Below are 26,591 nucleotides of genomic sequence, written 5' to 3' on the forward strand. Positions count from 1 at the left end.
CGCCGACGGCCTTTTCCAGGAATTCTTCCATGGACTTTTCCCGTTTCTTCATCGACAGGCCGATCTTCGCGGCGGTGCTGTCGATCGTGATCTTCGCCGCAGGCCTGATCTCGATTCCGATGCTGCCCATCGGTGAGTACCCCGAAGTGGTGCCGCCGTCGGTGGTCGTACGCACGGTCTACCCGGGCGCCAACCCGAAGGTGATCGCCGAAACCGTGGCCACCCCGCTGGAGGAGGCCATCAACGGCGTTGAGGGCATGATCTACCTCAAGTCGGTGGCCGGTTCCGACGGCGTGCTGCAGATGACCATCACCTTCCGCCCGGGCACCGACCCGGACGAAGCGGCGGTGAAGGTACAGAACCGCGTTGCCCAGGCCCAGGCGCGACTGCCCGAGGACGTGCGCCGGCAAGGCGTGACCACCCAGAAGCAGTCACCCACCTTCCTGATGGTGGTGCACCTGACCTCGCCCAACGGCAAGTACGACACCCTGTACCTGCGCAACTACGCCCGCCTGCACGTCAAGGACGCGCTGGCACGTATCCAGGGCGTCGGCGACGCACAGATCTTCGGCGGTGGTGACTATGCCATGCGCGCCTGGCTGGACCCGGACAAGGTGGCCGCGCGCGGCCTGACCGCCAGCGATGTGGTGCGCGCCATGCGCGAGCAGAACGTGCAGGTCTCGGCCGGCCAGCTCGGCGCCGAGCCGATGCCCAACAGCCAGTTCCTGACCCTGATCAATGCCCAGGGCCGCCTGCGCAGCGAGCAGGAGTTCGGCGACATCGTGCTCAAGAGCGGCACCGACGGTGAAGTGGTGCGGCTGGCGGACGTGGCCCGGGTCGAACTGGGTGCCGGTGACTACACGCTGCGCTCGCAGCTGGACGGCAAGAACGCGGTGGGTATCGGTATCTTCCAGGCCCCCGGCGCCAATGCGTTGGAAATCCGCGATGCGGTGATGGCCAGCATGGACGAGATGCAGAAGACCATGCCGGCCGACGTGAAGTACGAAGCGGTGTATGACACCACCATCTTCGTGCGCGACTCGATCAAGGCCGTGGTCTCCACCCTGCTGGAAGCCATCGCGCTGGTGGTGCTGGTGGTGATCCTGTTCCTGCAGACCTGGCGTGCGTCGATCATCCCGCTCATCGCGGTGCCGGTGTCGATCGTCGGTACGTTCGGCGCGCTGTACCTGCTGGGCTTCTCGATCAACACGCTGAGCCTGTTCGGCCTGGTGCTGGCGATCGGCATCGTGGTCGATGACGCGATCGTGGTGGTGGAAAACGTTGAGCGCAACATCGAAGAAGGCTTGACCCCGCTGGCCGCTGCGCATCAGGCGATGCGCGAAGTGTCCGGGCCGATCATCGCCATCGCGCTGGTGCTGTGTGCGGTGTTCGTGCCGATGGCGTTCCTGTCGGGCGTCACCGGTCAGTTCTACAAGCAGTTCGCGGTCACCATCGCCATCTCCACGGTGATCTCGGCGATCAACTCGCTGACCCTGTCGCCGGCCCTGGCGGCCCGCCTGCTCAAGCCGCATGGCGCGCCGAAGGATGCCCCGACCCGCATCATCGACCGTCTGTTCGGCTGGGTGTTCCGTCCGTTCAACCGCTTCTTCAAGTCCAGCTCGGAAAAGTACGAGCGTGGCGTGTCGAAGATCCTCGGTCGTCGTGGTGCGGTGTTCGTGGTGTATGCGGTGCTGCTGGTGGGTACCGGCTTCATCTTCAAGCTGGTGCCGCCGGGCTTCATTCCGACCCAGGACAAGCTGTACCTGATCGCCGGCGTGAAGCTGCCGGAGGGTTCGTCGATCGCGCGTACCGATGAAATGCTGCGCAAGGTCGCCAAGATCGCCCAGGAAACCGACGGTGTGGCTCACACCATCTCGTTCCCCGGTCTGAATGCCCTGCAGTTCACCAACACGCCCAACACCGGTGTCGCGTTCATTCCGCTCAAGCCGTTCAGCGAGCGCCATGGCCGTACCGCGGCGCAGATCAATGCGGAGATCAACCAGAAGATCGCAGGTCTGCAGGAAGGGTTCGCCTTCGCCATGATGCCGCCGCCGATCCTCGGCCTCGGTAACGGCAACGGCTACCAGATGTTCATCCAGGACCGTGGCAACCTCGGCTATGGCGCGTTGCAGAACGCGGTGCAGTCGATGCAGGGTGCGGTTGCGCAGACCCCGGGCATGGCCTTCCCGATCACCAGCTACCAGGCCAACGTGCCGCAGCTGGATGCCGAGGTGGACCGTGTCAAGGCGAAGGCCCAGGGCGTACAGCTGACCGAGTTGTTCGATACGCTGCAGACCTACCTGGGTTCGGCCTACGTCAACGACTTCAACCAGTTCGGACGTACCTGGCAGGTGATCGCGCAGGCCGATGGCCAGTTCCGTGACAGCGTCGAGGACATCGGCAAGCTGCGGACCCGCAACGACCGTGGCGAGATGGTGCCGATCGGCTCGATGGTCACCGTCAAGGAAACCTACGGTCCGGACCCGGTGCTGCGCTTCAACGGCTACCCGGCCGCTGACCTGGCCGGTGAAGCCGACCCGCGTGTGCTGTCCTCGGCCGAAGCGATGAACAACCTCACCGCCATCGCCGCCAAGGTGCTGCCGGTGGGCATGGCTACCGAATGGACCGACCTGAGCTACCAGCAGGCGACCCAGGGCAAGGCGGCCTTCATCGTGTTCCCGGTGGCGATCATGCTCGCCTTCCTGGTGCTGGCCGCGCTGTACGAAAGCTGGTCGCTGCCGCTGGCGGTGATCCTGATCGTGCCGATGACCCTGCTGTCCGCGCTGTTCGGCGTGTGGATGACCGGCGGCGACAACAACGTGTTCGTGCAGGTCGGCCTGGTGGTGCTGATGGGCCTGGCGTGCAAGAACGCGATCCTGATCGTCGAGTTCGCCAGAGAGCTGGAAATGGGCGGCAAGGGCATCGTCGAAGCGGCACTGGAAGCCTGCCGCCTGCGTCTGCGCCCGATCGTGATGACCTCCATCGCCTTCATCGCCGGCACCGTGCCGCTGGTGCTGTCGCATGGCGCTGGCGCAGAAGTGCGCTCGGTGACCGGCATCACGGTGTTCGCCGGCATGCTGGGCGTGACCCTGTTCGGCCTGTTCCTGACCCCGGTGTTCTACGTGGCACTGCGCAAGTTCGTCACCCGCAACGGTGGCGGCCAGCTGGTGCAGCACGGCGAGCCGACCATCCACCACTGACATGGAAAACAGCGGCGCCGGCAACCACCGGCGCCCGCTTCCCCCTACCAAGGCAATGAATCCATGAACACCCATCAGAACAAGATCGCGCTGGTCACCGGCGCAACCCGCGGCATCGGCCTGGAAACCGTGCGCCAGCTGGCACAGGCCGGCGTGCACACGCTGCTGGCCGGGCGCAAGCGCGAAACCGCAGTGGAACTGGCGTTGAAGCTGCAGGCCGAGGGCCTGCCGGTGGAAGCGCTGCAGCTGGACGTCAATGATGGCGCCAGCATCGCCGAGGCGGTCGAGCAGGTGCGTCAGCGCCATGGTCGTCTGGACATCCTGGTCAACAACGCCGGCATCATGATCGAGAACCCAGCGCAACTGCCGTCGGAGCAGTCGCTGGACACCTGGCGTCGCACGTTCGAGACCAACGTGTATGCGCTGGTGGCGGTGACCCAGGCCTTCCTGCCGCTGATCAAGCAGGCCAAGTCCGGCCGCATCGTCAACGTCTCCAGCATGCTCGGCTCGCAGACCCTGCATGCCGATCCGACCTCGGGCATCTACGACTTCAAGATCCCGGCCTACAACGCGTCCAAGGCCGCGGTGAACAGCTGGACCCTGGCTCTGGCCCATGAACTGCGCAGTACGCCGATCAAGGTCAACACCGTGCACCCCGGCTACGTGAAAACCGATATGAACGGTGGCAACGGCGAGATCGAAATCGCCGAGGGCGCGCGTTCCAGCGTGCAGATGGCGCTGATCGGCGAGTCCGGCGCCAGCGGCAGCTTCACCTACCTGGGCGAGGTGCTGCCATGGTGATCCGCACCCTGGCGATGGCCGTCTCCAGCCTGGTGCTGGCGGGCTGTGTCAGCGTCGGCCCCAACTACAAGGCACCGGTGCAGGAGCCCGTCGTCCTGCAGGGTGCACAGCAGCCGGTCTTCAGCACCACCTCGCCGGTGGCCAGCTGGTGGGCGCAGTTCGATGACCCGGTGCTTGAAGAACTGGTGCACGGCGCGCTGTCGGACAACCTGGACCTGCGCGTGGCTGTCGCCCGTGTCAGCCAGGCCCGTGCCGTGTTTGTCGAGAGCCGCTTCGACCAGGCGCCACACGTTACCGCTGGCGGCAGCTACGACCGCCGCAAGCAACCCGATCCGCAGCTGGGTGGGCAGCGGGTGTTCAGTGAAAGCTACCAGCTCGGCTTCGATGCGGGCTGGGAGCTGGATCTGTTCGGCCGCAAGCGCCGTGCTGCAGAGGCCGCGCGTGCCGACCTGGACGCCGAGCAGGCCAACCTTGCCGACGCGCAGGTGCTGATCGCTGCCGAAGTGGCACGCAACTACTTCGAACTGCGTGGCACCCAGAAGCGCATCGCGGTGGCCCAGCGCACCCTGGTCAACCTGCGCGATACGCAGCGGCTGACCGAGGCGCGCTGGGAACTGGGTGCCGGCAGCGAACTGGACGTGCAGAGCAGCCGCGCACGGTTGAAGGCCATCGAGGCCGACATCCCGCTGCTGGAAGTGGCCGAGACGCAGTCGCGCAACCGGTTGGCTGTCCTGCTTGGCCAGCGTCCGGAAGTATTGACCGCCATGCTGGCGCCGCACGAAGTGCCGGCGTTTGCCAAGGCACTGCCGCTGGGTGATACCCGCGAACTGCTGCGCCAGCGTGCCGACGTGCGCGTGGCCGAGCGTCGCCTGGCTGCCGCCACCGCGCGTGTCGGCGTGGCCACGGCCGATCTGTTCCCGCGGCTGTCGCTGTCCGGTTTCGTCGGCTTCCTCGGCGGCGATGCCAGTGGCCTGGTCAACGGCAACAACAAGGCCTGGTCGCTGACCCCGTCGTTGAGCTGGGCGGCATTCGACTTCGGTACGGTCAAGGCACGCCTGCGTGCCAGCAAGGCCGAGGCCGAGGGCGTGGCCGCGCAGTACGAACAGGCGGTGCTGCTGGCGCTGGAGGACACCGAGAACGCGTTGACCCGCTACTCCAAGCAGCAGGCGCGGTTGGCCATCGTTGTCGAGCAGGCGCAGGCGGCACGGCGTGCCGAATCGCTGGCGCAGATCCGCTACCGCGAAGGGTCGGAGGACTTCCTGACCCTGCTGGACGCGCAGCGCACGCAGCTGGTGGCCGATGATGCACTGGCGGCCGCCGAATCAGAGGTCAATGTCAGTGTCGTGGGTGTGTACAAGGCACTCGGTGGCTGGGGCCAGTCACCGCAGGCGCCGAGCGTGGCGCAGGCGCGCTGATCGACAGGGGACGGAAGCATCTGCTTCCGTCCCTTTTTTCATCATGGCCAGTGGTTGGCCGGAGCATCGTGATCACGCATGCGCACGATGCAGAATCGATGACCGGTGGGCGCTTCCATCACCCACCAGCGTTTGACGAAACCGACCCGGCGGGCACCGAGTTTTTCCAGCCTTTCGGCTTCGGCGTCGATGTCGTCGCTTTCGATATCCAGATGCACCCGCGACGGGTGATCGACCCGCTGCACTTCCACGTTCAATCCCGCCGGCGCGCCCGTCAGATCGGCATACTCTGCGTCGCCTTCAGCACGGGCGGGCTCGGCCTGCAGGCCCAGCGCTGCGGCCCAGAAGCGCGCGCTGTCTGCGGCGGGTGTGTCCTGGCAATCGATGATGAACCCGGCCAGTCGGCTGCGATGGGTCATGCGTTGTCTCCGCTCAACGAGGATGCTGGCAGGGTAGCGCGTGGGCCGCCGTGGACGTTCTCGCCGCTGTGACGTTTCTGACTCTGCCGGAAGTGCCGCCCGCCGTGTAACTAGTGGGAAAACCACGGGAGGACAGGACATGGGCGAACAGAAGCAATCGGCGCAACGGACGCTGCTCGGTGATCCCGGCCTGCCGGGGGCCGGGCTGTCGGTCGGCGTGGTGGTGTTGCTGGTACTGGCAGCGATGGCCGCGGTGATCGGCTTCGTGCGCCTGCCCGATTCAATGCTGGGTGTTGGCCTTGTCGGCATTGCGGTGTTCCTTGCCGTCGGCGCACGCATCTGCCAGGCGCGCGACCAGCACCAGGCGCTGTACCGCCTGCTGGGCAAGCGACCGTCGCCGTAGCGAGGGTCGCTGCATTGTTCAGTGCTTCGGCCAGTCCAGCTCAACGACCAGCGGGAAGTGGTCGGAGGGCAGTACGCCGTCGATGCGGCGGTCATCGGTCAGGAAGCTGCGCGCGTGGAAGCCACGTACCAGCACCCAGTCCAGCTCGGCGGTCGCCGTTCCTGTGAAGTTGTGGAAGGTCAGGCGCGGACCCTGCGGCGACTTGACCTGGCGACGGGTGTCCTGAAGCACCCGGGTGAAGGCCTGATAGGTGCCGCCGCCGGGCTCGCTGTTGAAATCACCGGTCAGTACCACCGGCAGGTCGGAAGGCAGCGCGGCCACGCGCGTGGCAATCAGTTCGGCTCCCTTGATCCGGCGCGGCTCGTCCTCGTCGCGGTAGGGCAGGTGGGTGTTCATGAAGTAGAAGCGACGGCCATCATCCAGGCGGCGGAACACGGCCCAGGTGACCATGCGCGGGAACAGGTTGCCCCAGCTGATGCTGCCTGCGACCTCGGGCGTATCGGACAGCCAGAAATTGCCTGACTCTTCCACCGCCAGCACCTTGCTGTCGTAGAACACGCCCATGTGTTCGTCGCCACTGCCACCGCGGCGGCCTTCGCCGAACCAGCGATAGTCGGGCAGATGTTCGGCCAGGTAATTGGCCTGCTCCAGCACCAGCTCCTGGGTGCCGATCACCGCCGGATGCGCCTGCTGGATCACCTTGACCATGGCATCGCGGCGGTCTTCCCAGCGCTTGCCAGGGTCGGTGTCGGCAGGGGTGCGTACGTTGAAGGACATCACCTTCAACGGCGCGGGCGATGCTGCCCAGGTGGCGGCGGGCAGTGCAAAAGCCAGGAGTGCGCAGAGCGCGGACGTGCGGAAGCGAGACAACATCGTGGAATCCCTCCATTCCATGAAAGCGGTTTCATGGAGGATGCCATGGAAGGCGAGGGCAGCGGTATGCCGGGATGGGCGGCTGCAAGGGCCGGGCGGACGGCGTGCGACCGCCCGGCTGATACCGCTGGGCGATCAGGGGGCGTACATCATCCCGTTCTCGTCGCGGTTGTAGTGGTCGCTGGCCACGCGGGTGCCATCGTCATAGACCACGTACAGCGTGCAACGCTGGTGGATGCCGAAGCCGGCCCGGAAGGGCACGCACTCTTCCTGCAGGCCGACTTCTTCGGCGGCATTTGCCGGTGCCGAAGGCACCAGCGCGGCAAGCGCCAGCACGGCACCGAATGAACACGCGAACAGTTTCTTGTGCAGCATCATCGATCACACTCCTTGTAGTCGTAGTCGGTGTCCAATGCAGTTCAGTCTGCCGGGAGGTACCACTGGCCGTTCTGGTCGATCCAGTACACCGACGTGAAAACGGTGCCATCTGCCAGCGTGCGGGTAACTGTGCAGCGTTGATGCACAAGGTTTGGCCCCAGTCTTACGGGCACGCAATCGGTCGTCGATCCGGGAGACCCGGCCGCGTGGCTGCTTGCCGGTACCACACTGCCCACTGCCAATATCAATGCGGCCATCGAGGCCAGTTGCAGTTTCATAAGCATCATCCTTGCTTTCTGCAATCGCGCACATGCGCCTGGCCTGTTTAACATGCGACCGCAGTAGCCGGAAGTGCCGCGCCTGCGCTCAGTCCCCGATCTCACCGCGCCGGCTGGCCGCGCGCACTGCCTGCGCCGTGGTCGCCACGCCGAGCCGCTGGCGTGCTCTGCGCAGGTGGTTTTCCACCGTGCGTGTGGACAGCCCCAAAGTCGCAGCAATATCGGCCTGGCGACGACCAGCGGCAACCCAGCGCAGGACCTCACGCTCGCGGGCGCTGAGGGTGCCGGCAGGCACAACCGCCGGGGCGACAGACAGCCGATGCGCCATACGGAAGGCGGCGGTGCCAATCAGCTCCAGCAGCAACCGTGCCGATGGAGATGCGTCGATCGTGCGTCCTCCCCAGCTGACTGCCCTTTCCAGGCCGGTCGCACCGAACACCGGCACCTGCAGGCCGTGCAGTCCTTCGCCGCGCGGTTGCCGCACGACCTGGTAGCGCTCGCCGCGCACGCCCTGCTGCTTGCTCCAGAAGAACGGCGCATCGCTGTCCAGCACATGGCGATTGACCGGGCACGCATGCAGGTAGTGCGCTACGCCACTGCTGGCGCCCTCGCCGAACCAATCGCCATCGATCCAGTACAGGCGCTGCGCGCCTCGGTCCAGATCGGTGCCGGTAGCGAACATCAGCGTGCGGTCATAACCCAGCGGCGCACCGACGCCGCGCAGTACGGTACCGATGGCTGCCAGCGAACGTGCACGTTCCAGCACCAGCAATGACTGCACGACGGTATCCATGCCGGTCAGCGTGCAGCCAACGCATCCAGCAGGGTGCGCGCAGCCAGCTTGCCCAGCGCATTGCCCGCCAGCGGGCTGTCGCCGGTCAGCAGCAGGCGGTCCTGCATCACGCTGCCATCGATGCCCTCGTTGACGATCTGCACGCCCTGCTGGGCCAGGCGCTCACCGAAGAACCACGGCAGTTGACCAGGCATGTAGCCGATATCCGGGGTCTGCCGGTCCATCGCATCGGGGAAGGCGCAGATCCGATGACCGCGGAACAATGAATCGCCACCGGCTTCATCCACGCCGGCCGCCAGCAGCGCGGCAGGGCCGTGACAGAGGGTGATGATGTGACGTTGATTGTCCACCGCCCACTGCAGGGTGGCCTTCACCGCGCGGCTTTCCGGCAGGCCGATCAACGCACCGTGACCGCCGGGAATGAACACCGCGGCATAGTCCGAACCGGCATCGAGCGCGGCCGCCACGTCGTCCAGGTGCAGAGGCTGGCGGAAGCGGGATTCGTAGCGTTCGTACAGGCCGCCGATCTCGCGGTCTTCGCGTGGGAACGCCCACCATTCAAACTTCACCGGGTTGCCCGACAGCGTCGCCACGTCGATCCCGAAACCGGCCTTGTGCAGGTGATACATCGGCAGCAGCGTCTCCACCGGATGGTTGCCGGTCGAGAACAGGTGGCCGTTGGCGGTCGGCAGATAACGTTCGTCGGCGGCGATCATCAGCACTTTCCAGCGTCCGTCACGGCGGGCATCGGGATAGTCCGCGCCGGACAGATCGGTGGTTGCCGAAGTGAACTGGGACAGCGAGTACGGCGACGGGAAAAACGCATCGCGCTCGGCCGGATCGGGGCTGGGCTGACGGCTGGGCTCTGACGTGTTCATGCGGACCTCCTGCGGAAGAGAGTGGTCACCTTAGCCAGAGCGATGCGTACGCACGATGAGGGATTTCCCCCAATGCGATCAGGCAGGGTGCGCTTGCTGAACCCGCTGGTAGGCGTCGTCCAGCATTGCCAGGAAAGCCTGTCGCTGCGCGGCATCAAGCACCACCGCGCGTTCGAACGCATCCACGCTCGCACTCCAGTCCGCCAGTGTGTCGTCGTTGTAGAGGGCCTGATGCCGTTCCCATGCTCCGCCTGCCTTCAGGTACAGCCACTTGTCGAACAGGTGCAGCGGGCTGCCGTTGTCCAGTTGCAGGGGGCGGGTGGTCCTGGTGTGGGCCAGCACGCTGCGCAGCGCAGGTGAATCGTGAAGCTGGCCTGCCCAGACGTGGTTGCCAAGATGTTGCTCGGCAAAGCGCAGGATCGCCTGGTGATCATCCTCCAGCCCGGCCTCGTAGAGTGCCTGCGGCACCCGCAGGTGCCGGCGATCGAACAGCCACTTCAGTACCAGCGTTGCCGCCTGCGGGGTGGTGTTGTGTTCATTGCCAGGGTCGAAATCATGATGGCCGATGAACTCGCGGTCCTCATGCAGATTGAGCTGGATGGTGTCCACGCGCTGCCTGCGCTTGCAGAACCAGAGCTTGATGTCGACGTCCCCGGTAAGCGGCTTTTCAAAGTAGGCGGTGTCGCCGAATTCTTCCAAACGGCTGTTGAAGTACGCCAGGCAGTCCTGGAGCGTGGCTGATGGCTGCACGTATCCGTCCCAGAAGCCTTCGGGCTTTGGCGGATTGCCCTTGGGCCGGCGACTGAACAGGGTGGCGGACTTGAAGTGGCTCAGCAGGCTGCCACGCGCTCCGACGGTGGGCGGATAGAAGCGATCATTGATGATGTCGAAGGCAAAGTAGAACTCCATGTCGTGGAGCTTGTCCTTGACCGATTTCTGCCCCTGGTTCGCGCTGATCGTGGTCGGGGGCTTGCCGATGCCGTGCTGCGCGAACCATGCCTGCAGATGAGCATCCGAGCCCTTGCTGCCGAGCAGCTCGACCAGTGTTGAGATATGCATTCCATTGCCTCGTTGTCGGTGGCCCGGACGGGAAAGCGCGGGCCATGGTTGCTGTAAGTCGTGCGCTACTTCGCCGGCAGAGGATGAGCCTCCATGTCCTCATGCAGGATGCGGCGAAGTTCGACGATGGCCGGCGTGGCTTCCTGCACGCTGTGACCGGACACGATCACCTTTTCCGAGACGGCCTTCGGCAGGTGCGAGCTCCAGTAGGGAACCAGTCCATCGTCGGTCTTTTCCAGCGGGCCTTCGGCCTGGGTCCGTGCGATGATCGAGTGGTAACGCACCTTCGGCGATATCGGCAGATCGGCCACGGCCTTGACGAAGGCATCGTCCTTGTCCAGGTTCTGGATGCTGTTCATCTGGTAGCCGTGCTTGTCATCGTTGCGCTCAACCTTGCCGTCGTTTGCCAATGTCGCGACATCCTCCAGCACGGTCAGCGGCAGGCGCACGAAGCGGCCGAGCCAGCGCCCCAGGCGCGTGCCGGCAACATCGGTGCCGCGATGGGGGGTAGCGATGAACACCACCCGTGAGATTTCCGGTTCCGGCTGGAATGTCAGCACCGGCGCGCCCTTCGTACGCAGCAGTTCGCGCTGCGCCGGGGTCATCTGCGCAGTCGCCAGCAGGGTGTCGACCAGATGGTCGCCGGAGGAGGACACCATCAGCCGCGAAATCACCCCGCCCATGCTGTGTGCGACCACCACCATGTCGTGCGATGCGAGCGCCTTTCCGGTTGGGTCGAAGTGCTGCAGTGCCTCATGCAGGATCCGCCGGATCTCATCGTGGCTGAGGGCGATCGGCATGTTGGTCGGGTAGTAGAACTGCCAGATCTGGAAGTCGCCGCGGATCTCATCGTCACGCATCAGTTCGTTGGCCACGTTGACCCACGCCTCCGGGCTGCTGGCCAGGCCATGGATCATCAGCAGCACGCGGCGGTCCGGATCGTACGGCTGCATCATGAACAGATGCGGCTTGTCGATGCCGCCCTTGCCGCCGAACAGCGTACGCAGCGATTGCCGGCTGAAGTTGGAGCGGGCCAGCCACAGCGCGTAACCGGCGGTGAAGTTCGCCGCCAGTGGCACCTGTTCGCCGTGCAGTTCCACCACCGCTACCTGGTAGGGGTCGTGGATCTCCAGTTCCGGCTCGTCGTCGTGCAGCACTTCCCACAGGTTGTTGCCGGAAAAACGCAGCAGCACGGTCATCGACGGCGACGGCATCTCGCTCCAGTCGCGCTCGGCCGTCGTTGCGGTACCAGCGGCGGCGGCCGCCAGGCCGGTGCTGGCCGGGTCTGCCATCACCGCCACCAGTTCGGCGCCGAAGCCATCGCGGCGATGCACGCTGCGCAGGGTGCCGGTGAAGGACATCGATGCGGCCGGTACCAGTTCCAGCGGCTCGCGGGTGTCCGCTGCCGGGCCATCGTCGGCAGGCGCCAGTACGAAGGTCCAGCGTCCCAGCTGGAACCGCCCGTTGTCGTTGCGCACCTGCTTGCTCGAATAGGCTTCGAACAGCAGCACGGCTGATTCCTGCACGGCCAGGTTGTAATAGTCGCGCACCTGGGTCTGGCGGTCTTCGAAGCCACGCTGGTTGGCGGTGCGTTCGGTGAAGAAGAGATATGCATAGGATTGCCGCGCGATCTGCATCCACGCATCCAGGCGCGGCTGGAAGGTCGGGTCAGGCGGGGCGGTCGCGGCCTTGCTGCGGGCCACCGACGCCGACTCGCGCTTCGGCGCCGGCATCGTCATCGCGTACTGCACCCACAGTTCGGCCAGCGCCGAGCGCTTGTCTTCCTCGCGCACGACGATGCTGCCCTCCATCGCCTCGATGCAGGGCAGGCCGGGCTTGGCACAGGCGCCCTCGTCCAGGCCAGCCACGCGCAGGGTCTCCATGGTGGCCGCGCTGAGCTTGCCGCTGGTGAGAATGTCACCGCGCTTGAGCGCGATGTACTGTCCTGGCGTGACCGTGCCCACCTGCACCGATGGGCCGAACTGGCGCAGCGTCGCGCACCCGCTCAGGGCGAGCAGGGCAACGAGGACGAAGGTGGTGCGGATGACGCCGATGCCTGTTCTTTCCATGTGAACTCCCTGCGCTGGCGCCACTCTAGCGGCAGGCGTGTCAACGCGGAAGCAGGCCTGCGGCAGCGCCGGACCGTGCCCGGCGAACCCCGCCTGTCAGCCGGTCTCCCCGCAGATCATCCCTCGATCAGGCAGGTCACCGCAGCCGAATAACCTTCGTAGTCGTCACCGGCACCCACATGCAGCGTGTGCGTGGCATCAATCTTCTTGAGGTAGGAAGGCGCTTCGGTTTCGGCCGCGTCGTTGACCGTCGTCACTCCCCAGGATCGGGCCAAACGCTGGTGATCAACGCCCTGCAGATACAAGTGCAGGCTCTTGTAGGGCTTGGAAATGCTCACATCCGCGCTGGCTACGGTGCCTCCGAACAGCGCCACCGGCTTGCCCTTGGGCTCGAACACGCTGCCGGGGTCGCGGCTCAGGCCGGCGGCATGGAATGCCTGCTCCACCTGCGCTTCAGTGAAATCGGAACCCGCCTTGCAGGCCAGCAGGGCTTCCAGTGCGGTGGTGCTGGTTGCCGGAGGTGCGGCAACAGCAGCGGTTGTCAAGGCCAGGCCCAGCATCAGGGCGATAAGCGGCTTGTTCATTGCAGATCCTTCTGTATGTCGCGGAGCAGCGGAGGCGCCGGCACCAAGTCCGGGAAGACAGGCTGAAGTGTGGGGCAGGGTAGTGTTGTCGGCTAGGCCCCCTCGCTGGGTTGCCAAGCGATTCCCCGATCAAGGGCATCCAAGGCCAGTTGCGCCCATTGGCGTACCTCTTCCAACGGATGCTGCAGCTCAGCCCGCAGGGTCGGACCGACCGTGCTGTCGCCTGATTCGCCGAGCAGTTCCAGCAGCTTTCCGCGCGAGTAACCATCATCCACCGCCGGCAGCCGGGCAAGCAGGTGCGGCACCGCAATGGCCGCGGCCGGGCGAGGCCCCCAGTAGGCGTCTTCATAGGTTGCCGGATCCTGATCAAGGATCTGGTCGAGCCAGGAGACAACGTCGATTCTGTCGAGATCCATGGCGGCCCCTCCCGTAGCCAGGGATTACACCATCTGCACGCCAGAGGCGTCGGTTTCCACTGTGATCATTTCCACCAGTGCCCATAGGCCCGTGAACAGCACGCCGATCAAGAGCCAGCCCAACAACAGCGTGATCAGTAGTTGGCAGACCGCGCGTCCGTGGTAACCGGCGTAGAAGTTGTGGACGCCGAAAATGCCCAGGAACAGGGCGAGCAGGATGTAGATGGCCCGGTTCCTGGCGATAGGCATGGATTGCGATACCGGTGCCGCATAGACAGCGTCGCTTGGCTGCTGAGTGGCCGGTGGGGCAGCTGCATCGCAGGTCGGGCAGAGCGCCGTATCGCTGCGTGCCTTGCAGTTGCATTCGGAGCTGTTCATCAACGCCACGGTGCTTCTCCTTGTCGAGGCAGCGGTTCTGGACCTGATGCGGCCAACAAAAAAGCCAGACCCCAATCGACGGGAGATCTGGCTTTTCGTGCCCCGAAGGGCGGTACAAATGGTGGAGGTGGGCGGAATTGAACCGCCGTCCGAAGGCACTCCATCCCCAGCACTACATGCTTAGCTCACCGTTGAATCTCATCCCCGAGCAGCACGGTGTGCAAAGCGCACCCGGGAACCAGCCTGTTGTGTTCTTGTGCCGGACTGACAGGCAGCCGCCCAGCGCGATTCCATGATAATGACTCTACGCTGCGAGCATGGACACAAGCAGTTTCGAGGCTCCGCCTAAGTCGGCAGAAAGTCACGCACCGCAGTTTTTAGGCTGCGAGGGCGACCGGAGCGTAGTTGTCGTCGTTGGCAACTAGAGTTTTGCAGCTGGATTTACGAGGAAAGCTACCCCCTCGGCATGCGCCAGGCGACTTCACAACCCCCGTCGAAACCAATGCACCCCCGGTTTCTTCAAGTTCTGCAAGGTACGAGGCCTGTTCCGTGTCGCCACGGTCAGTACCTGCCCAACGCTGCGCATGCTACGCCAAAAAACCTGAACAGTCACCCGCTTCCGCAGGTCGCTTGTTAGCATCGGCGGTTCCGATAGTCGCCCAGGGAATGGACCGCATGCAGCTCGAAATCGCCGTGACCGACGCCCCCAGCCCGCAAGCACTGGAGCTGATTGCCGATGGCCTGGATCAGTTCAATCTGCAGGCGGCCGGCCATGCCGATCGACGCACCTTGGCCGTGCTGGCCACCGATCCGGCCAGCGGCGAAGTGGTGGGTGGCTTGAGCGGGCGCACCTCGCTGGGCCTGTTGTTCATCGACCTGTTCTACCTGCCGCCCGCACACCGGGGTAATGGCCTGGGGTCGCAGATGCTTGCCGCTGCCGAAGAGGAAGCACGCCGGCGCGGCTGCCGTTCCGCCGTGCTCTACACCATCAGCTTCCAGGCGCCGGACTTCTATGTGAAGCATGGCTGGACCGTATTCGGCCAGGTCCCGTGCGATCCGCCGGGGACCAGTCGCGTGTTCCTCAGCAAGGATCTCCGCGCGGCGTGAATGGCAGGCGTCGGCCGGTCGCGACGTCAATCCGCAACATGTTGTAGAGCGTCCGTCATAGCGGATTGCTAACGTCGTGGGCACGAATTTGCGACACACTGGCTACGACCATTCCAGCCAGGACAGATACGGAGACGGCCGGTGACCGAAGCAATGCAACAGCGCAGCCTGCGTCAGCTGGTTGGCCCGGTAGGGGCCGATTACCAGCGGCGGGCACTGCCGCCCGGCTGGGTCTGGGCGGTGCTGGCGGTGTTGTTGGCTGCAACCTGGGCAACCGAGTTGCCGGCCACGGCTGCAGCTGCGCTGATCGCCAGTGCGGTGGTGGTGCATTGGCCTCGGCGTGGCCGCTTCCATTGGCTGGGCTGGCGGCTGCCGGCCCTGGCGGTACTGGCCGCACTCCTGTGGGGTCCGGATGTGCTGTCACAGTGGTTCGAACATGGCCTGGCCTTGACCCTGATGTCGCTGGCCAGTCTCAGCATTGGCGTGCACGTGTGGCAGTCGCGGCAACTGGCGCGGCAGCTGCAGGCCTCCGCCGACGCGCTGGACGACGCCCAGTTGCTGGCCCTGCTGCCCGTCGATGCGGCGCGGCTGGCACAGCAGTGGCGTGCCGGTGATGATCGCCATGCTCCGGAGCTGTCGGTGGTGATGCACCTGGCAGTGATGCACGCGGCGCTGTCACCGCGTCTGCGCGGGCAGGGCATGCTGGCGGGTTGAGTCGTTGCCCGAAACGGTGGGCGACGCCCCGCGCTGGGGCAGTCTGGCGCAGTCCTTCGAAAGCCGACGGAGGTGCCGTGGGCTAAAGGACTGGCAGCACCTTGCGCAGATAGATCCGCTCGTGGCCCGGCGGGCAGTCGTGGAGCCGTCCGAACACTTCATAGCCCTGTCTCAGGTAGAAGTGTTCGGCCTGCCAGTCGAAGGTGTCGAGCATCACCCCGCACGCACCAGCGTCACGGGCCTGGGTCTCGGCATCCGCCAACAGGCGCTGGCCGATGCCACGCCCGCGAAGTTCCGGGTCGACCCACAGGACATGCACCTGCAGCCAACCTGCGCAGACATCGGCAAGCAGTCCGCCGCGCAGTTCACCTTGTTCATCGCGCCAAGCCAGCCGGACCGGCACGTCTTCGAAGTCGAAACCGCTGCTGGCGCGGTTGAACGCAGACAACCGCGCGCACAGCTCGCGCGCGTCTTCAGCATTGGCCGTCGCAGGAGCGCCGGCGCGCTCCATCAGGCGTCGCGGTTGCCGCGACGCATTACCCGCTGCTTCTCGATCGCCCAGTCACGATCCTTGGCGGCATCGCGCTTGTCGTGGGTCTGCTTGCCCTTGGCCAGCGCCACTTCCAGCTTGATCTTGTTCTTGCTCCAGTACATGGCGGTGGGCACGATCGTGTAGCCATCACGCTCGACCTTGCCAACCAGCTTGTCGATCTCGCTCCGGTGCAGCAGCAGCTTGCGCTCGCGCCGGTCGTTGGCCACCACGTGGGTGGAGGCCTGGATCAGCGGGGTGATCTGCGCGCCGATCAGGAAGATCTCGCCGTCCTTCACATAGGCGTAGGCGTCGACGATGTTGCCGCGGCCAGCGCGGATCGACTTCACTTCCCAGCCCTGCAGGGCCAGGCCGGCTTCGAAGCGGTCTTCGATGTGGTACTCGTGACGGGCACGCTTGTTCAACGCGATGGTCTTGTTGGCCGTCGCGCTCTTTGCTTTATCCTTGCCGGTGTTCTTGCTCATTTCCGTATTGTCTCCGATTCGGGCCCGCCCGGTCGATTGCCGAAGCGTCCTGTATTCATGCCTACTATCCGCCGCAGTGCCCTGGTCGAACATTCGGCCGCGCGCATGTTCGATCTGGTCAACGACGTCCAGGCCTATCCGCACCGCTTCCGCTGGTGCTCCGACGCCCGCATCCTCGAGCAGGGCGAAGACCGGCTGGTCGCTCGCCTGGACCTGGGCCTGGGTTCGTTCAGCACCTGGTTCCAGACCGAAAACACCCTGCAACGCCCGCACAGCATCGACATGCAGCTGCGCGAGGGGCCGTTCAAGCAACTGCACGGCCGCTGGGAATTCCACGCTCTGGCGGAAGATGCCTGCAAGGTCACCCTCACCCTGGACTTCGAGCCGAGTTCACGCCTGCTGGGTCCGGCGCTGGCCATCGGCTTCCAGGGATTGGCCGATCGCATGGTCAACGATTTCGTCCGCGTCGCCGACGAGGGCTGAACGATGATCGAGGTCGAGGTCGTGCTGGCCTGGCCACACCAGGTGCTGTCGCGCCGGCTGCAGCTGGAGGAGGGAGCGACCGTGGCTGATGCCGTGGCAGCGGCCCGGCTTGAAGGCAGTGCCGACTGTCCTGCCGCCGCCGTGCATGGCGTACTGGCGCAGCCGCATCAGGTGCTACTGGATGGTGATCGCGTGGAGCTGCTGCGTGGCCTGCAGGCCGACCCGAAGGACAACCGCCGGCGACGCGCGCGCGGCGGTTGATCCCCAAGGCCCGTCCGGAGGACGGGCAGGGTGGCTCAGCGGCCGCCCTTCTTCTTCTTGTCCTTCGGCAGATTGCGGCCGAACTGGCGCACGGTCTGCTGGGCAAGGGCCTTGTCGTTGGCCGGGAAGTAATCGCCTTCCCAACGGGTGACCACATCATTTTCGAAGTACACGACGAAATTCTTCACGTCGGTACGGCCCAGGCGGTTCACGCGCTCGGTCGAGGTGTAGTCCCAACGCTGGGCGTGGAACGGATCCGGCACCGACGGGGTGCCCAGCAGGGCAGTGACCTGCTGCTTGCTCTGCCCGACCTGCAGTTTGGCAACGGCATCTTCCCGGATCAGGTTGCCCTGGTAGATGGGTTGCTTGTAGATGATGCCGCACCCGGTGGTGGACAAGGCGACGGCGGCGACCAACAGGAGATTGCGCATCGGGACTGGCGGTTGGGGAAATCAATCCGATGATACACTCCCGGCGTGCCACCGCGACCCAATCCGAGGCAGCTGGCGCTAAATCGCCAATGAACGGAGACCTATGGAAACCCACGACCTGCGTAAAGTCGGCCTGAAGGTGACCCATCCGCGGATGCGGATCCTGGCGCTGCTCGAGCAGCGCAATGCCCAGCACCACATGACCGCCGAAGACATCTACCGCCAGCTGCTGGAGCATGGCGACGAGATCGGCCTGGCCACGGTGTACCGGGTGCTGACCCAGTTCGAGGCCGCCGGCCTCGTGCTCAAGCACAATTTCGAAGGCGGCCAGGCCGTCTACGAACTCGACCGCGGCGGCCACCACGACCACATGGTCGATGTGGACAGCGGCAAGATCATCGAGTTCGAAAGCACCGAGATCGAAGACCTGCAGCGCAAGATCGCGGCCGATCACGGCTACGAGCTGGAAGAGCACTCGCTGGTGCTGTACGTGCGCAAGAAGCGCAAGTAGGCCTCGCAGCCAGCTGATTGCGACGAAACCCCGGGCATGCCCGGGGTTTTTGTTTGTCTGGCCTCAGCGTCGCGGTAGATCCACGCCATGCGTGGATGGCCCCATCAGGACGTCCAGATCCACCGCCTCGGCCATCGCCCGGTTCCCCGCATCGCCCGGGTGCAGGTGGTCGCCGGAGTCGTAGGCAGCCGCCATCCGTGAGGGATCGGCCGGATCGCGCAGGGCCGCGTCGAGGTCGATCACCGCGTCGAACGGGCTGTCCGTGCGCAGCCAGGCGTTGAGCTGCTGGCGCAGGGCGTCCTTGTCCGCGGCGTAGTAGTCGTCCAGCGGGGTGCCGGGCAGGGCGCCGGCAAACGGGGTCAGGGTCGCGCCGAGGATGCGCAGGCCGCGCGCATGGGCGCGCTGGGCCAGATCGCGGTAGCCGGCCTGCAGCTCGGCCAGGCTGGGCCGGGCCTGCGCGCGGGCAAAGGCCGTGCCCGGCCAGCTGATGTCGTTGATGCCGATCAGCACGATCACGCTGGCGACACCGGGCTGGTCGAGCACGTCACGCTGGAAACGCTTGCGGGCCGATTCGCCCATGCCATCGCGCAGCAGGCGACCGCCGGATATGCCGGCATTGACCACCGCTACACCTTCTGGTGCCAGCCGCGCGGCGAGGTGATCGGTCCAGCGCTGGTCCTGGTCGAGGCTGGCGGTGGCGCCATCGGTGATTGAATCGCCGATCACCACCACGCTGCGCGCGATGGCCGGGGCCTCGACTTCGATAGCCGACAGGAGCAGGCGGGCCGTGGTGCTGCTGGCGTCCCGCAGCGCGGGTCGTTGATGCTGGTCGCCCGGCGCAATCCAACTGGTCTGCCGCCCGTCCCAATGGAAGGTCTGCAGCGGCGTGCGGTCGGGCAGGTAAACGCTGACCTGCACCGCCTGCCGATCAGCGGTGGGAAGGGGGAGCGGATCGCTCAGGCGGTCCTGCCCGGGCGCAATCACGACCCCGGGCTGGCCGTCGAAGCGCAGCGGCTGCGGCGTGTCCCCGGTATGGGCGGCGATGCTGGCAGCGCCGATCCGCAAAGGTTGGGTGCCGTAGGCATTGCTCAGGCGGATCCGCAGGCGCGACCCGCCCAGACTGATGCGAGCGCTCTGGCGAAAGGTCTGGTCCTGCAGTTGGCCGGGAATGAGGGTAGGAAACAGGAAATCGCTGCCCCACACCGGCTGCGGGCTGGCTTGCCAGCTGGCCACCCAGTGCGGGGCAGGTGACGCGGCGGCGGCGCCGGACAGGACAAGCAGGGCGGTAGCGGTCAGTTGGCTCAGGCGATTCATCGGGATGACCCGGTGGGAGGGACGGTCATGGTGCGTCCAGGCTTATCTGTGAACTAGACTGCGCATGGACAATCATCTGTGAATCGAATTCATTGACATGGCACGCACCGACATCAACCGATCCGGCGAACTGGAAGTGTTCGTGCGGGTGATCGAAACCGGCGGCTTTTCCGCCGCCGCCCGCAGCCTGGAGATGACGCCGTCGGCGGTCAGCAAGCTGGTTGCGCGGCTGGAGCAGCGGCTGGGTACGCGCCTGCTGCAGCGCTCCACCCGCCAGTTGCAGCTGACCCCGGAGGGCTGCGCGTTCTATGAGCGCGGCCTGCGGGTGCTGGCCGATCTGGAAGAGGCCGAACGCTGTGCCAGCGCCCACGCCGAGCCGCGTGGGCGGCTGCGGGTCAATGCCAACGTGCCGTTCGGCCAGCACTTCCTGCTGCCACTGCTGCCGGAATTCCTGCAGCGCCATCCGCAGGTCGGTGTGGACCTGACGCTGACCGACGAGGTGATCGATCTGCTGGAGCAGCGCACGGACGTGGCGGTGCGGGCCGGTCCGTTGAAGAGTTCCAGCCTGGTCGCGCGCCGGCTGGGTGCAACGCGGATGATGATCGTGGCGGCACCGGCCTATGCGGCACGACACGGACTGCCGGCCAATGCCGATGCGCTGCTGGCGCACAACCGGTTGGATATCGGCCATGTACGGTCGGTGCAGGGCTGGCCGCTGCTGCAGGATGGCCAGCAGTTGCGGGTGCTGCCGAGCGGGAATGCGCGCACCAGCAATGGCGACGCGCTGCGTCAGCTGGTGCTGGGTGGGCTGGGCCTGGCCCGGCTGGCGGCGTTCCAGGTGCAGGCCGACATCGCGGCAGGCCGGTTGCTGCCGGTGCTGGAGGACGCCAACCCGGGCGACCTGGAAGAGGTGCACGCGGTGTTCCTGGGGCAGGGGGGCTACCTGCCGCTGCGGGTGCGCGCGTTCCTTGATTTCCTGGTGGAGAACGTCGACCTGACGCAGCCGCGGGGGTAGTGCCGGCCGCTGGCCGGCAGCGTCATGACTTCGTCCACGTGCGTTGGGTTGCCGGCCAGCGGCCGGCACTACCAGGCGTCAGGCCTGCAGTAGATCCACGCCATGCGTGGATGAATGCCCGCGATTCACGCGCGCCAACAGGCGTGCAGGGGCCTATACCTGCAGCAGCTTGCGCGCGGCGGCGCGGGCTTCCTTGCTCACTTCCACGCCACCCAGCATGCGCGCCAGCTCTTCCTCGCGGGCCTTTGCGTCGAGCTTCTCCACCGCGCTCTGGGTCATGCCTTCCACCGGTGCCTTGCTGACCCGGTAATGGGCGTGGCCCTTGGAGGCGACCTGCGGCAGATGGGTCACGCACAGCACCTGGCGCTTTTCGCCGAGGGCGCGCAGCTTCTGGCCGACGATATCGGCCACCGCGCCACCGATGCCGGAGTCGACTTCGTCGAACACCATGGTCGGCACTGCATCCAGGTCGAGCGCGGCTACTTCGATGGCCAGCGAAATACGTGACAGCTCGCCACCGGAAGCGACCTTGCGCAGCGCACGCGGTGGCTGGCCGGCATTGGCAGCCACCAGGAACTCGACGCGCTCGGCGCCCTGCGGGTCCGGCTTGCCGTTGTCCTGCGGCTCCAGCTCGATCAGGAACTGGCCGCCGCCCATGCCCAGCTCGGCGATGATGCCGGTGGTGGTGGCCGACAGCTCGGCAGCAGCGGTGCGACGGCTGGTGGTCAGTGCTGCAGCCTCGACACGCCAGGCCGCTGCGGCCTTCTCAATTTCGCCGGCCAGACGCTGCAGGCGCTCGTCGGCGCCGCGCAGCTGTTCCACTTCGGCGTGCATGCGCTCACGCTGCGCACCCAGCTCATCCATCGGCACGCGGTGCTTGCGGGCCAGGTCGTGCAGGCGGCCGAGGCGGCGCTCGTTCTCCTCGAACTGGTCTGGATCGGCGTCCAGGTCGTCATGCACCCGGTCGAGCAGGGCCAGCGCCTCGTGCAGCTGGATGGAGGCGCTGTCGATCAGGGCATCGACGTCGCCCAGGCGCGGGTCATGTTCGGCCACCCTGGCCAGTTCATGCCGCACCTGCTGCAGCAGGTCCAGCGCCGAGTGGCCTTCGTCGCCGTTGAGCTGGTCCGAAGCTGCCTGGCAGGCGGCCAACAGGGCGCTGGCATGCGCCTGACGGCGATGGCTGGCGCCGAGCGCGGTGATCGACTCCGGCTCCAGATCCTCACGGTCCAGTTCGCGCAGCTGGTGTTCGAGGAAGCCGATGCGGTCACTCACGTCGCCCTGTTGCGACAGTGCCAGGGATTCATCGACCAGCGCCTGCCAGGTGGCGGCAGCGCGGCGCACCTGGCGGCGTTCGCTTTCGTTGCGGGCATAGGCGTCCAGCAGGGCCAGCTGCGACGGGCGCGTCAGCAGGGCCTGCTGCTCATGCTGGCCATGGATTTCAACCAGCAGGCCGGCGAGGTCGGCCAGCTGCGCCAGGGTGACCGGGCGGCCGTTGATCCACGAGCGCGAGCCGCCGTCGGCGCGGATCACGCGGCGCAGCTGGCATTGGTCTTCATCGTCCAGCTCATTGCTGGCCAGCCACTGGCGGGCGGCCTGCAGCTGGTCCAGCGCGAATTCGGCCGACAGTTCGGCCCGGGCCGCGCCATGGCGGACCACGCCGCTGTCGGCGCGCAGGCCGGACAGGAAGCCCAGAGCGTCGACCATCAGCGACTTGCCCGCGCCGGTCTCGCCTGAAACCACGGTCATGCCCGGCCCGAACTCCAGTTCGGTGGCGCGGACGACGGCGAAATCCTTGATTGAAAGATGTCTGAGCATGGGTAAGGGGGTGTCTGCAGCCGCGCAACGCTAGCACGCGCGGCGGGGTCGTCCAATGACTTGCCAAGGGGATGCGTCGCCATTATCTAATGTCCCTGTCTCACAGGTTGATTCCATGCACGGTTCTCCCGACCAACTTGCCCCGCGCGCGCGGCACCTGCTGCGCACGCTGATCGCGCGCTACATCCAGGATGGCGAGCCCGTGGGTTCGCAGACGCTGGCGCGCGTGGCCGGTCTGGAGGTCAGTCCGGCCACCATCCGCAACATCCTCGGTGACCTGGAAGACCTGGGCCTGCTGGCCTCGCCGCATACGTCGGCGGGCCGGATTCCGACCGCGCATGGCTACCGGGTGTTCGTCGACAGCCTGTTGCAGATGCAGCCGCCGGGCGAAGGGGAGCTGGCCCGACTGCGTCAGGAGCTGGCCGGAGGCGGCAGTACCCAGGCGCTGCTCGGCAGTGCGTCGGAGCTGCTGTCGGCGATGAGCCACTTCGTTGGCGTGGTCAGCGCGCCGCGCCGCGAGCAGTTCGCCTTCCGCCAGATCGATTTCGTGGCGCTGGACGGGCGCCGGGTGCTGGCGATCCTGGTGTTTGCCGACAATGAAGTGCAGAACCGGGTGATCGAGACCCGCCAGGACTTCGCACCGGGGCAGCTGGAGCAGGTGGCCAACTACCTCAATGCCCACTTTGCCGGGCTGCCCCTGGCCGAGATCCGTACCCGCCTGCTGCTGGAGCTGCGCGACGCCCGTTCCGAGCTGGAACAGGTGCTGGCGCACAGCGTCGAGCTGGCCGAGCAGGCCCTGCAGCCGCCGGCCGACGACATGCTGGTGGCCGGCCAGACGCGTCTGATGGGGGTGCAGGACCTGTCCGACCTGGAGCGCCTGCGCGAGCTGTTCGAGCTGTTTTCCAGCAAGCGCGAGATCCTGCAGCTGCTGGAGCGGACCATCCAGGCCCCCGGCGTGCGCATCTTCATCGGCGAGGAAACCGGCGTGGTACCCCTGCAGGGCGTCTCGCTGGTCACCGCGCCGTACACCGCCAACGGCCAGGTACTGGGCGTGCTGGGCGTGATCGGGCCGAAGCGGATGGCCTACGACCGCATGATTCCGCTGGTCCAGGCCACCGCCGATGTGCTCGGCGCGGCCTTTTCGCCGGGCGGGCGAACTCCGGGTGCATCGGACGCTTGAAACGCAGCATCCCGCCCACACTAGGGTGGGTGGAGGCGGAGAGTGACCGCCAGGGACCCAGACATGAATCAAGATCAGCCAGACATCGCCGCCCAGCAGGCCGCCGCCGACGCAGCTGCCGCCGAGGGCGTCAACGAACAGATCGAACAGCTCCGTGCCGAAGTGGAGCAGGTCAAGGCCGAAGCGCTGCGTGAGCGCGCCGACCTCGACAACCAGCGCAAGCGCGTGGCCCGCGACATCGAACAGGCGCGCAAGTTCGCCAACGAGAAGCTGCTGGGCGAACTGCTGCCGGTATTCGACAGCCTCGATGCCGGCCTCAAGGCCGCCGGCGACGATGCCCATCCGCTTCGCGAGGGCCTGGAGCTGACCTACAAGCAGCTGCTGAAGGTCGCTGGTGACAACGGCCTGGTGCTGCTGGACCCGACCGGGCAGCCGTTCAACCCGGAACACCACCAGGCGATCAGCCAGGTCGCTGCCCCCGGCGCCGCCCCGGGCAGCGTGGTGACCGTGTTCCAGAAGGGCTACCTGCTCAACGAGCGCCTGCTGCGGCCGGCGCTGGTGGTGGTTGCCGCCGATTGACCGCGGGCGCCGGGCCTGGCCTGGCGCGGGTTTTCCCGCCGCGACCGGGGCATCGGCACGACCGACGCTGAACGTGTTGGGCGAACGGAAACACAGCGTTCGGGGGATGGCTTGAATGTTCCACGAGCCTCCCCCACATCCCATTCATCCACCGGCCGAACGGCCGGACTGACAAAAACAACATCCTTCAAGGAGTCTCCCCCATGGGCAAGATCATTGGTATCGACCTCGGCACCACCAACTCGTGCGTGGCGATCATGGACGGCGGCAAGGCCCGCGTCATCGAAAATTCGGAAGGCGATCGCACCACCCCGTCGATCGTCGCCTACACCAAGGACGGCGAAGTCCTGGTCGGTGCCTCGGCCAAGCGCCAGGCCGTGACCAACCCGAAGAACACCTTCTACGCGGTGAAGCGCCTGATCGGCCGCAAGTTCACCGACGCCGAAGTGCAGAAGGACATCGCGCACGTCCCGTACAGCATCCTGGCCCATGACAATGGCGATGCCTGGGTGGCCACCAGCGATGCCAAGAAGATGGCACCGCAGGAAATCTCGGCCAAGGTGCTGGAGAAGATGAAGAAGACCGCCGAGGACTTCCTCGGTGAGAAGGTCACCGAAGCGGTCATCACCGTGCCGGCCTACTTCAACGACAGCCAGCGCCAGGCAACCAAGGACGCTGGCCGCATCGCCGGCCTGGACGTCAAGCGCATCATCAACGAGCCGACCGCGGCCGCGCTGGCCTATGGCCTGGACAAGGGCGACAACAAGGATCGCAAGATCGTTGTGTACGACCTGGGCGGCGGCACCTTCGACGTCTCGGTGATCGAGATCGCCAATGTCGACGGCGAGAAGCAGTTCGAAGTGCTGGCCACCAACGGCGACACCTTCCTGGGTGGCGAAGACTTCGACAACCGCGTCATCGAGTACTTGGTTGAAGAGTTCAACAAGGACCAGGGCATCGACCTGCGCAAGGATCCGCTGGCCCTGCAGCGCCTGAAGGATGCTGCCGAGCGCGCCAAGATCGAGCTGTCCAGCGCCCAGCAGACCGAAGTGAACCTGCCGTACGTCACCGCTGACGCGTCGGGTCCGAAGCACCTGAACATCAAGCTGACCCGCGCCAAGCTGGAGTCGCTGGTGGAAGAGCTGATCAGGAAGTCGATCGAGCCGTGCCGCGTTGCGTTGAATGACGCCGGCCTGCGTTCGAGCGACATCAGCGAAGTGATCCTGGTCGGCGGCCAGACCCGCATGCCGAAGGTGCAGCAGGCTGTCACCGAGTTCTTCGGCAAGGAACCGCGCAAGGACGTCAACCCGGACGAAGCCGTGGCACTGGGTGCTGCGATCCAGGGCGGCGTGCTCGGCGGCGACGTCAAGGATGTGCTGCTGCTGGACGTGACCCCGCTGTCGCTGGGTATCGAAACCATGGGCGGTGTGTTCACCAAGATCATCGAAAAGAACACCACCATCCCGACCAAGGCCTCGCAGGTGTTCTCCACCGCCGAGGACAACCAGTCGGCCGTGACCGTGCACGTGCTGCAGGGTGAGCGCGAACAGGCCCGCTTCAACAAGTCGCTGGCCAAGTTCGACCTGTCCGGCATCGAGCCGGCCCCGCGCGGCCTGCCGCAGGTGGAAGTGTCCTTCGACATCGACGCCAACGGCATCCTGCACGTGTCGGCCAAGGACAAGAAGACCAACAAGGAACAGAAGGTCGAGATCAAGGCCGGTTCGGGTCTGTCCGAGGAAGAGATCGCACGCATGGTCGCCGACGCGGAAGCCAACCGCGAAGAAGACAAGAAGTTCCAGGAGCTGGTGCAGGCCCGCAACCAGGCCGATGCCCTGATCCACGGCACCCGCAGCGCGATCACCGAGCACGGCAGCAAGGTTGGTGGCGAAGTGATCGGCAAGGTGGAAGCGGCCCTGGCCGATCTGGAAACCGCGATGAAGGGTGACGACAAGGCGCAGATCGAAGCCAAGTCGAAGGTGCTGGAAGAAGCTGGCCAGTCGCTGTTCGCTGCGGCTTCGGCCGACCAGGGCGGTGCCGCCCCGGGTGCCGACGCCGGCAATGCGGGCAAGGCGCAGGATGACGTGGTGGACGCCGAGTTCACCGAAGTCAAGGACGACAAGAAGTCCTGATCCGGACCGACACGGGACGCTGGTTGCCAGTGTCCCGTTGTCGTACCAGGGTCCTGACCGCCCTCTGGCGTGTCGGGGCGCCCGACGCAAGAGC

Annotated in this window: 29 protein-coding genes and 1 other RNA gene; 13 read left to right on the forward strand and 17 right to left on the reverse strand. The window is 65.9% G+C overall.

Annotated elements, in window-relative coordinates; translation table 11 throughout:
• Positions 1-29: 29 nt before the first annotated feature.
• The 3 genes from CR918_RS06580 to CR918_RS06590 all read left to right on the forward strand — a co-directional run bounded on the left by CR918_RS06580 (position 30) and on the right by CR918_RS06590 (position 5,416).
• On the forward strand, positions 30-3,200 hold the full coding sequence (locus CR918_RS06580; protein ID WP_025878843.1) for an efflux RND transporter permease subunit: 3,171 nt from the start codon (positions 30-32) through the stop codon (positions 3,198-3,200).
• A gap of 63 nt (positions 3,201-3,263) precedes the next feature.
• Positions 3,264-4,001 carry an SDR family oxidoreductase gene (locus CR918_RS06585; protein WP_025878844.1) on the forward strand — a complete coding sequence of 246 codons (738 nt, stop codon included), beginning with the start codon at positions 3,264-3,266 and terminating at the stop codon, positions 3,999-4,001.
• Complete coding sequence (locus CR918_RS06590) at positions 3,995-5,416, forward strand: efflux transporter outer membrane subunit (protein ID WP_025878845.1); 1,422 nt, start codon at positions 3,995-3,997, stop codon at positions 5,414-5,416. The genes CR918_RS06585 and CR918_RS06590 overlap by 7 nt, the downstream gene beginning before the upstream one ends.
• Positions 5,417-5,457: 41 nt before the next feature.
• On the opposite strand, the gene CR918_RS06595 is transcribed toward CR918_RS06590, so the two are convergent.
• Positions 5,458-5,835, reverse strand: a complete 378-nt coding sequence (locus CR918_RS06595) for a VOC family protein (protein WP_033830848.1) — start codon at positions 5,833-5,835, stop codon at positions 5,458-5,460.
• 139 nt (positions 5,836-5,974) lie between these two features.
• Here CR918_RS06595 and CR918_RS06600 point away from each other — a divergent pair, with 139 nt between their 5' ends.
• A complete protein-coding gene (locus tag CR918_RS06600; RefSeq protein ID WP_025878847.1) occupies positions 5,975-6,238 on the forward strand; it encodes a hypothetical protein in 264 nt (87 codons plus the stop codon).
• An 18-nt stretch (positions 6,239-6,256) separates the two neighbouring features.
• Here CR918_RS06600 and CR918_RS06605 read toward each other — a convergent pair whose 3' ends face one another.
• The 11 genes from CR918_RS06605 to ssrA form a co-directional block, all read right to left on the reverse strand.
• Positions 6,257-7,111: an endonuclease/exonuclease/phosphatase family protein gene (locus CR918_RS06605; RefSeq protein WP_033830850.1), complete on the reverse strand. Its 855-nt coding sequence runs from the start codon at positions 7,109-7,111 to the stop codon at positions 6,257-6,259.
• Between the two features lie 135 nt (positions 7,112-7,246).
• Complete coding sequence (locus tag CR918_RS06610; protein ID WP_243378987.1) at positions 7,247-7,486, reverse strand: hypothetical protein; 240 nt, start codon at positions 7,484-7,486, stop codon at positions 7,247-7,249.
• Positions 7,487-7,530: 44 nt separating this feature from the next.
• Positions 7,531-7,767 carry a hypothetical protein gene (locus CR918_RS06615; protein ID WP_081323692.1) on the reverse strand — a complete coding sequence of 79 codons (237 nt, stop codon included), beginning with the start codon at positions 7,765-7,767 and terminating at the stop codon, positions 7,531-7,533.
• Positions 7,768-7,855: 88 nt separating this feature from the next.
• A complete protein-coding gene (locus CR918_RS06620) occupies positions 7,856-8,560 on the reverse strand; it encodes a PA1136 family autoinducer-binding transcriptional regulator (protein ID WP_099842288.1) in 705 nt (234 codons plus the stop codon).
• Positions 8,561-8,565: 5 nt separating this feature from the next.
• Positions 8,566-9,438: a glyoxalase III HchA gene (gene hchA / locus CR918_RS06625; RefSeq protein ID WP_099842289.1), complete on the reverse strand. Its 873-nt coding sequence runs from the start codon at positions 9,436-9,438 to the stop codon at positions 8,566-8,568.
• Between the two features lie 78 nt (positions 9,439-9,516).
• Positions 9,517-10,497 carry a hypothetical protein gene (locus tag CR918_RS06630; protein WP_099842290.1) on the reverse strand — a complete coding sequence of 327 codons (981 nt, stop codon included), beginning with the start codon at positions 10,495-10,497 and terminating at the stop codon, positions 9,517-9,519.
• Between the two features lie 65 nt (positions 10,498-10,562).
• Positions 10,563-12,566, reverse strand: a complete 2,004-nt coding sequence (locus CR918_RS06635) for an esterase/lipase family protein (protein WP_099842291.1) — start codon at positions 12,564-12,566, stop codon at positions 10,563-10,565.
• 116 nt (positions 12,567-12,682) lie between these two features.
• A complete protein-coding gene (locus tag CR918_RS06640; RefSeq protein ID WP_099842292.1) occupies positions 12,683-13,150 on the reverse strand; it encodes a hypothetical protein in 468 nt (155 codons plus the stop codon).
• 92 nt (positions 13,151-13,242) lie between these two features.
• Positions 13,243-13,566, reverse strand: coding sequence for a hypothetical protein (locus CR918_RS06645; RefSeq protein WP_099842293.1), 324 nt, complete (start codon positions 13,564-13,566; stop codon positions 13,243-13,245).
• Positions 13,567-13,590: 24 nt separating this feature from the next.
• The gene (locus CR918_RS06650) at positions 13,591-13,944 is read right to left on the reverse strand and encodes a TM2 domain-containing protein (RefSeq protein WP_099842294.1); all 354 of its coding nucleotides are present in this window, start codon (positions 13,942-13,944) and stop codon (positions 13,591-13,593) included.
• A gap of 119 nt (positions 13,945-14,063) precedes the next feature.
• Positions 14,064-14,456: a transfer-messenger RNA gene (ssrA, locus tag CR918_RS06655) on the reverse strand.
• A gap of 163 nt (positions 14,457-14,619) precedes the next feature.
• On the opposite strand from ssrA, the gene CR918_RS06660 reads away from it, so the two are divergent.
• Complete coding sequence (locus CR918_RS06660; RefSeq protein WP_033832104.1) at positions 14,620-15,051, forward strand: GNAT family N-acetyltransferase; 432 nt, start codon at positions 14,620-14,622, stop codon at positions 15,049-15,051.
• Between the two features lie 141 nt (positions 15,052-15,192).
• Positions 15,193-15,765, forward strand: coding sequence for a hypothetical protein (locus CR918_RS06665; protein ID WP_025878859.1), 573 nt, complete (start codon positions 15,193-15,195; stop codon positions 15,763-15,765).
• 82 nt (positions 15,766-15,847) lie between these two features.
• Here the strand turns inward: CR918_RS06665 and CR918_RS06670 are convergent, their stop codons facing one another.
• Together CR918_RS06670 and smpB are read right to left on the reverse strand one after the other, a co-directional pair.
• Positions 15,848-16,276 carry a GNAT family N-acetyltransferase gene (locus CR918_RS06670; protein WP_099842295.1) on the reverse strand — a complete coding sequence of 143 codons (429 nt, stop codon included), beginning with the start codon at positions 16,274-16,276 and terminating at the stop codon, positions 15,848-15,850.
• Entirely contained in the window at positions 16,276-16,779 is a 504-nt protein-coding gene (gene smpB / locus CR918_RS06675; protein WP_025878861.1) for an SsrA-binding protein SmpB, read from the reverse strand. Before smpB ends, CR918_RS06670 begins: the two co-directional genes overlap by 1 nt.
• Positions 16,780-16,836: 57 nt before the next feature.
• On the opposite strand from smpB, the gene CR918_RS06680 reads away from it, so the two are divergent.
• The gene (locus CR918_RS06680) at positions 16,837-17,262 is read left to right on the forward strand and encodes a type II toxin-antitoxin system RatA family toxin (RefSeq protein WP_099842296.1); all 426 of its coding nucleotides are present in this window, start codon (positions 16,837-16,839) and stop codon (positions 17,260-17,262) included.
• Between the two features lie 3 nt (positions 17,263-17,265).
• Positions 17,266-17,523, forward strand: coding sequence for an RnfH family protein (locus CR918_RS06685; protein ID WP_032977653.1), 258 nt, complete (start codon positions 17,266-17,268; stop codon positions 17,521-17,523).
• Positions 17,524-17,558: 35 nt separating this feature from the next.
• Here CR918_RS06685 and CR918_RS06690 read toward each other — a convergent pair whose 3' ends face one another.
• Positions 17,559-17,954 (reverse strand): outer membrane protein assembly factor BamE, encoded by a 396-nt coding sequence (locus tag CR918_RS06690; RefSeq protein WP_032977650.1) that lies wholly within the window; start codon positions 17,952-17,954, stop codon positions 17,559-17,561.
• 103 nt (positions 17,955-18,057) lie between these two features.
• On the opposite strand from CR918_RS06690, the gene fur reads away from it, so the two are divergent.
• The gene (gene fur, locus CR918_RS06695; protein WP_025878865.1) at positions 18,058-18,465 is read left to right on the forward strand and encodes a ferric iron uptake transcriptional regulator; all 408 of its coding nucleotides are present in this window, start codon (positions 18,058-18,060) and stop codon (positions 18,463-18,465) included.
• Between the two features lie 63 nt (positions 18,466-18,528).
• Here fur and CR918_RS06700 read toward each other — a convergent pair whose 3' ends face one another.
• Positions 18,529-19,779, reverse strand: coding sequence for an SGNH/GDSL hydrolase family protein (locus CR918_RS06700; protein WP_099842297.1), 1,251 nt, complete (start codon positions 19,777-19,779; stop codon positions 18,529-18,531).
• A 97-nt stretch (positions 19,780-19,876) separates the two neighbouring features.
• Here CR918_RS06700 and CR918_RS06705 point away from each other — a divergent pair, with 97 nt between their 5' ends.
• Positions 19,877-20,794, forward strand: coding sequence for a LysR family transcriptional regulator (locus CR918_RS06705; RefSeq protein ID WP_099842298.1), 918 nt, complete (start codon positions 19,877-19,879; stop codon positions 20,792-20,794).
• Between the two features lie 153 nt (positions 20,795-20,947).
• On the opposite strand, the gene recN is transcribed toward CR918_RS06705, so the two are convergent.
• A complete protein-coding gene (recN, locus tag CR918_RS06710; RefSeq protein WP_032977644.1) occupies positions 20,948-22,609 on the reverse strand; it encodes a DNA repair protein RecN in 1,662 nt (553 codons plus the stop codon).
• 115 nt (positions 22,610-22,724) lie between these two features.
• Between recN and hrcA the strand changes: the two genes are divergently transcribed.
• From hrcA to dnaK, 3 genes are all read left to right on the forward strand, one after another.
• Positions 22,725-23,789 (forward strand): heat-inducible transcriptional repressor HrcA, encoded by a 1,065-nt coding sequence (hrcA, locus tag CR918_RS06715; protein WP_025878869.1) that lies wholly within the window; start codon positions 22,725-22,727, stop codon positions 23,787-23,789.
• 63 nt (positions 23,790-23,852) lie between these two features.
• Positions 23,853-24,368 carry a nucleotide exchange factor GrpE gene (grpE, locus tag CR918_RS06720; RefSeq protein WP_025878870.1) on the forward strand — a complete coding sequence of 172 codons (516 nt, stop codon included), beginning with the start codon at positions 23,853-23,855 and terminating at the stop codon, positions 24,366-24,368.
• Positions 24,369-24,571: 203 nt separating this feature from the next.
• The gene (gene dnaK, locus CR918_RS06725; protein WP_025878871.1) at positions 24,572-26,497 is read left to right on the forward strand and encodes a molecular chaperone DnaK; all 1,926 of its coding nucleotides are present in this window, start codon (positions 24,572-24,574) and stop codon (positions 26,495-26,497) included.
• Positions 26,498-26,591: the final 94 nt, after the last annotated feature.

Origin of the sequence: Stenotrophomonas indicatrix (genome assembly GCF_002750975.1) — a bacterium.
In the GTDB taxonomy this organism is placed as follows: Bacteria; Pseudomonadota; Gammaproteobacteria; order Xanthomonadales; family Xanthomonadaceae; genus Stenotrophomonas; species Stenotrophomonas indicatrix.

Bases quoted from the DNA above. Each gene is read 5' to 3' on its own strand.
- CR918_RS06580 (WP_025878843.1), top strand. From the start codon at position 30: ATGGACTTTTCCCGTTTCTTCATCGACAGGCCGATCTTCGCGGCGGTG.
- CR918_RS06585 (WP_025878844.1), top strand. From the start codon at position 3,264: ATGAACACCCATCAGAACAAGATCGCGCTGGTCACCGGCGCAACCCGC.
- CR918_RS06590 (WP_025878845.1), top strand. From the start codon at position 3,995: ATGGTGATCCGCACCCTGGCGATGGCCGTCTCCAGCCTGGTGCTGGCG.
- CR918_RS06595 (WP_033830848.1), bottom strand. From the start codon at position 5,835: ATGACCCATCGCAGCCGACTGGCCGGGTTCATCATCGATTGCCAGGAC.
- CR918_RS06600 (WP_025878847.1), top strand. From the start codon at position 5,975: ATGGGCGAACAGAAGCAATCGGCGCAACGGACGCTGCTCGGTGATCCC.
- CR918_RS06605 (WP_033830850.1), bottom strand. From the start codon at position 7,111: ATGTTGTCTCGCTTCCGCACGTCCGCGCTCTGCGCACTCCTGGCTTTT.
- CR918_RS06610 (WP_243378987.1), bottom strand. From the start codon at position 7,486: ATGCTGCACAAGAAACTGTTCGCGTGTTCATTCGGTGCCGTGCTGGCG.
- CR918_RS06615 (WP_081323692.1), bottom strand. From the start codon at position 7,767: ATGAAACTGCAACTGGCCTCGATGGCCGCATTGATATTGGCAGTGGGC.
- CR918_RS06620 (WP_099842288.1), bottom strand. From the start codon at position 8,560: ATGGATACCGTCGTGCAGTCATTGCTGGTGCTGGAACGTGCACGTTCG.
- hchA (WP_099842289.1), bottom strand. From the start codon at position 9,438: ATGAACACGTCAGAGCCCAGCCGTCAGCCCAGCCCCGATCCGGCCGAG.
- CR918_RS06630 (WP_099842290.1), bottom strand. From the start codon at position 10,497: ATGCATATCTCAACACTGGTCGAGCTGCTCGGCAGCAAGGGCTCGGAT.
- CR918_RS06635 (WP_099842291.1), bottom strand. From the start codon at position 12,566: ATGGAAAGAACAGGCATCGGCGTCATCCGCACCACCTTCGTCCTCGTT.
- CR918_RS06640 (WP_099842292.1), bottom strand. From the start codon at position 13,150: ATGAACAAGCCGCTTATCGCCCTGATGCTGGGCCTGGCCTTGACAACC.
- CR918_RS06645 (WP_099842293.1), bottom strand. From the start codon at position 13,566: ATGGATCTCGACAGAATCGACGTTGTCTCCTGGCTCGACCAGATCCTT.
- CR918_RS06650 (WP_099842294.1), bottom strand. From the start codon at position 13,944: ATGAACAGCTCCGAATGCAACTGCAAGGCACGCAGCGATACGGCGCTC.
- CR918_RS06660 (WP_033832104.1), top strand. From the start codon at position 14,620: ATGCAGCTCGAAATCGCCGTGACCGACGCCCCCAGCCCGCAAGCACTG.
- CR918_RS06670 (WP_099842295.1), bottom strand. From the start codon at position 16,276: ATGGAGCGCGCCGGCGCTCCTGCGACGGCCAATGCTGAAGACGCGCGC.
- smpB (WP_025878861.1), bottom strand. From the start codon at position 16,779: ATGAGCAAGAACACCGGCAAGGATAAAGCAAAGAGCGCGACGGCCAAC.
- CR918_RS06680 (WP_099842296.1), top strand. From the start codon at position 16,837: ATGCCTACTATCCGCCGCAGTGCCCTGGTCGAACATTCGGCCGCGCGC.
- CR918_RS06685 (WP_032977653.1), top strand. From the start codon at position 17,266: ATGATCGAGGTCGAGGTCGTGCTGGCCTGGCCACACCAGGTGCTGTCG.
- CR918_RS06690 (WP_032977650.1), bottom strand. From the start codon at position 17,954: ATGCGCAATCTCCTGTTGGTCGCCGCCGTCGCCTTGTCCACCACCGGG.
- fur (WP_025878865.1), top strand. From the start codon at position 18,058: ATGGAAACCCACGACCTGCGTAAAGTCGGCCTGAAGGTGACCCATCCG.
- CR918_RS06700 (WP_099842297.1), bottom strand. From the start codon at position 19,779: ATGAATCGCCTGAGCCAACTGACCGCTACCGCCCTGCTTGTCCTGTCC.
- CR918_RS06705 (WP_099842298.1), top strand. From the start codon at position 19,877: ATGGCACGCACCGACATCAACCGATCCGGCGAACTGGAAGTGTTCGTG.
- recN (WP_032977644.1), bottom strand. From the start codon at position 22,609: ATGCTCAGACATCTTTCAATCAAGGATTTCGCCGTCGTCCGCGCCACC.
- hrcA (WP_025878869.1), top strand. From the start codon at position 22,725: ATGCACGGTTCTCCCGACCAACTTGCCCCGCGCGCGCGGCACCTGCTG.
- grpE (WP_025878870.1), top strand. From the start codon at position 23,853: ATGAATCAAGATCAGCCAGACATCGCCGCCCAGCAGGCCGCCGCCGAC.
- dnaK (WP_025878871.1), top strand. From the start codon at position 24,572: ATGGGCAAGATCATTGGTATCGACCTCGGCACCACCAACTCGTGCGTG.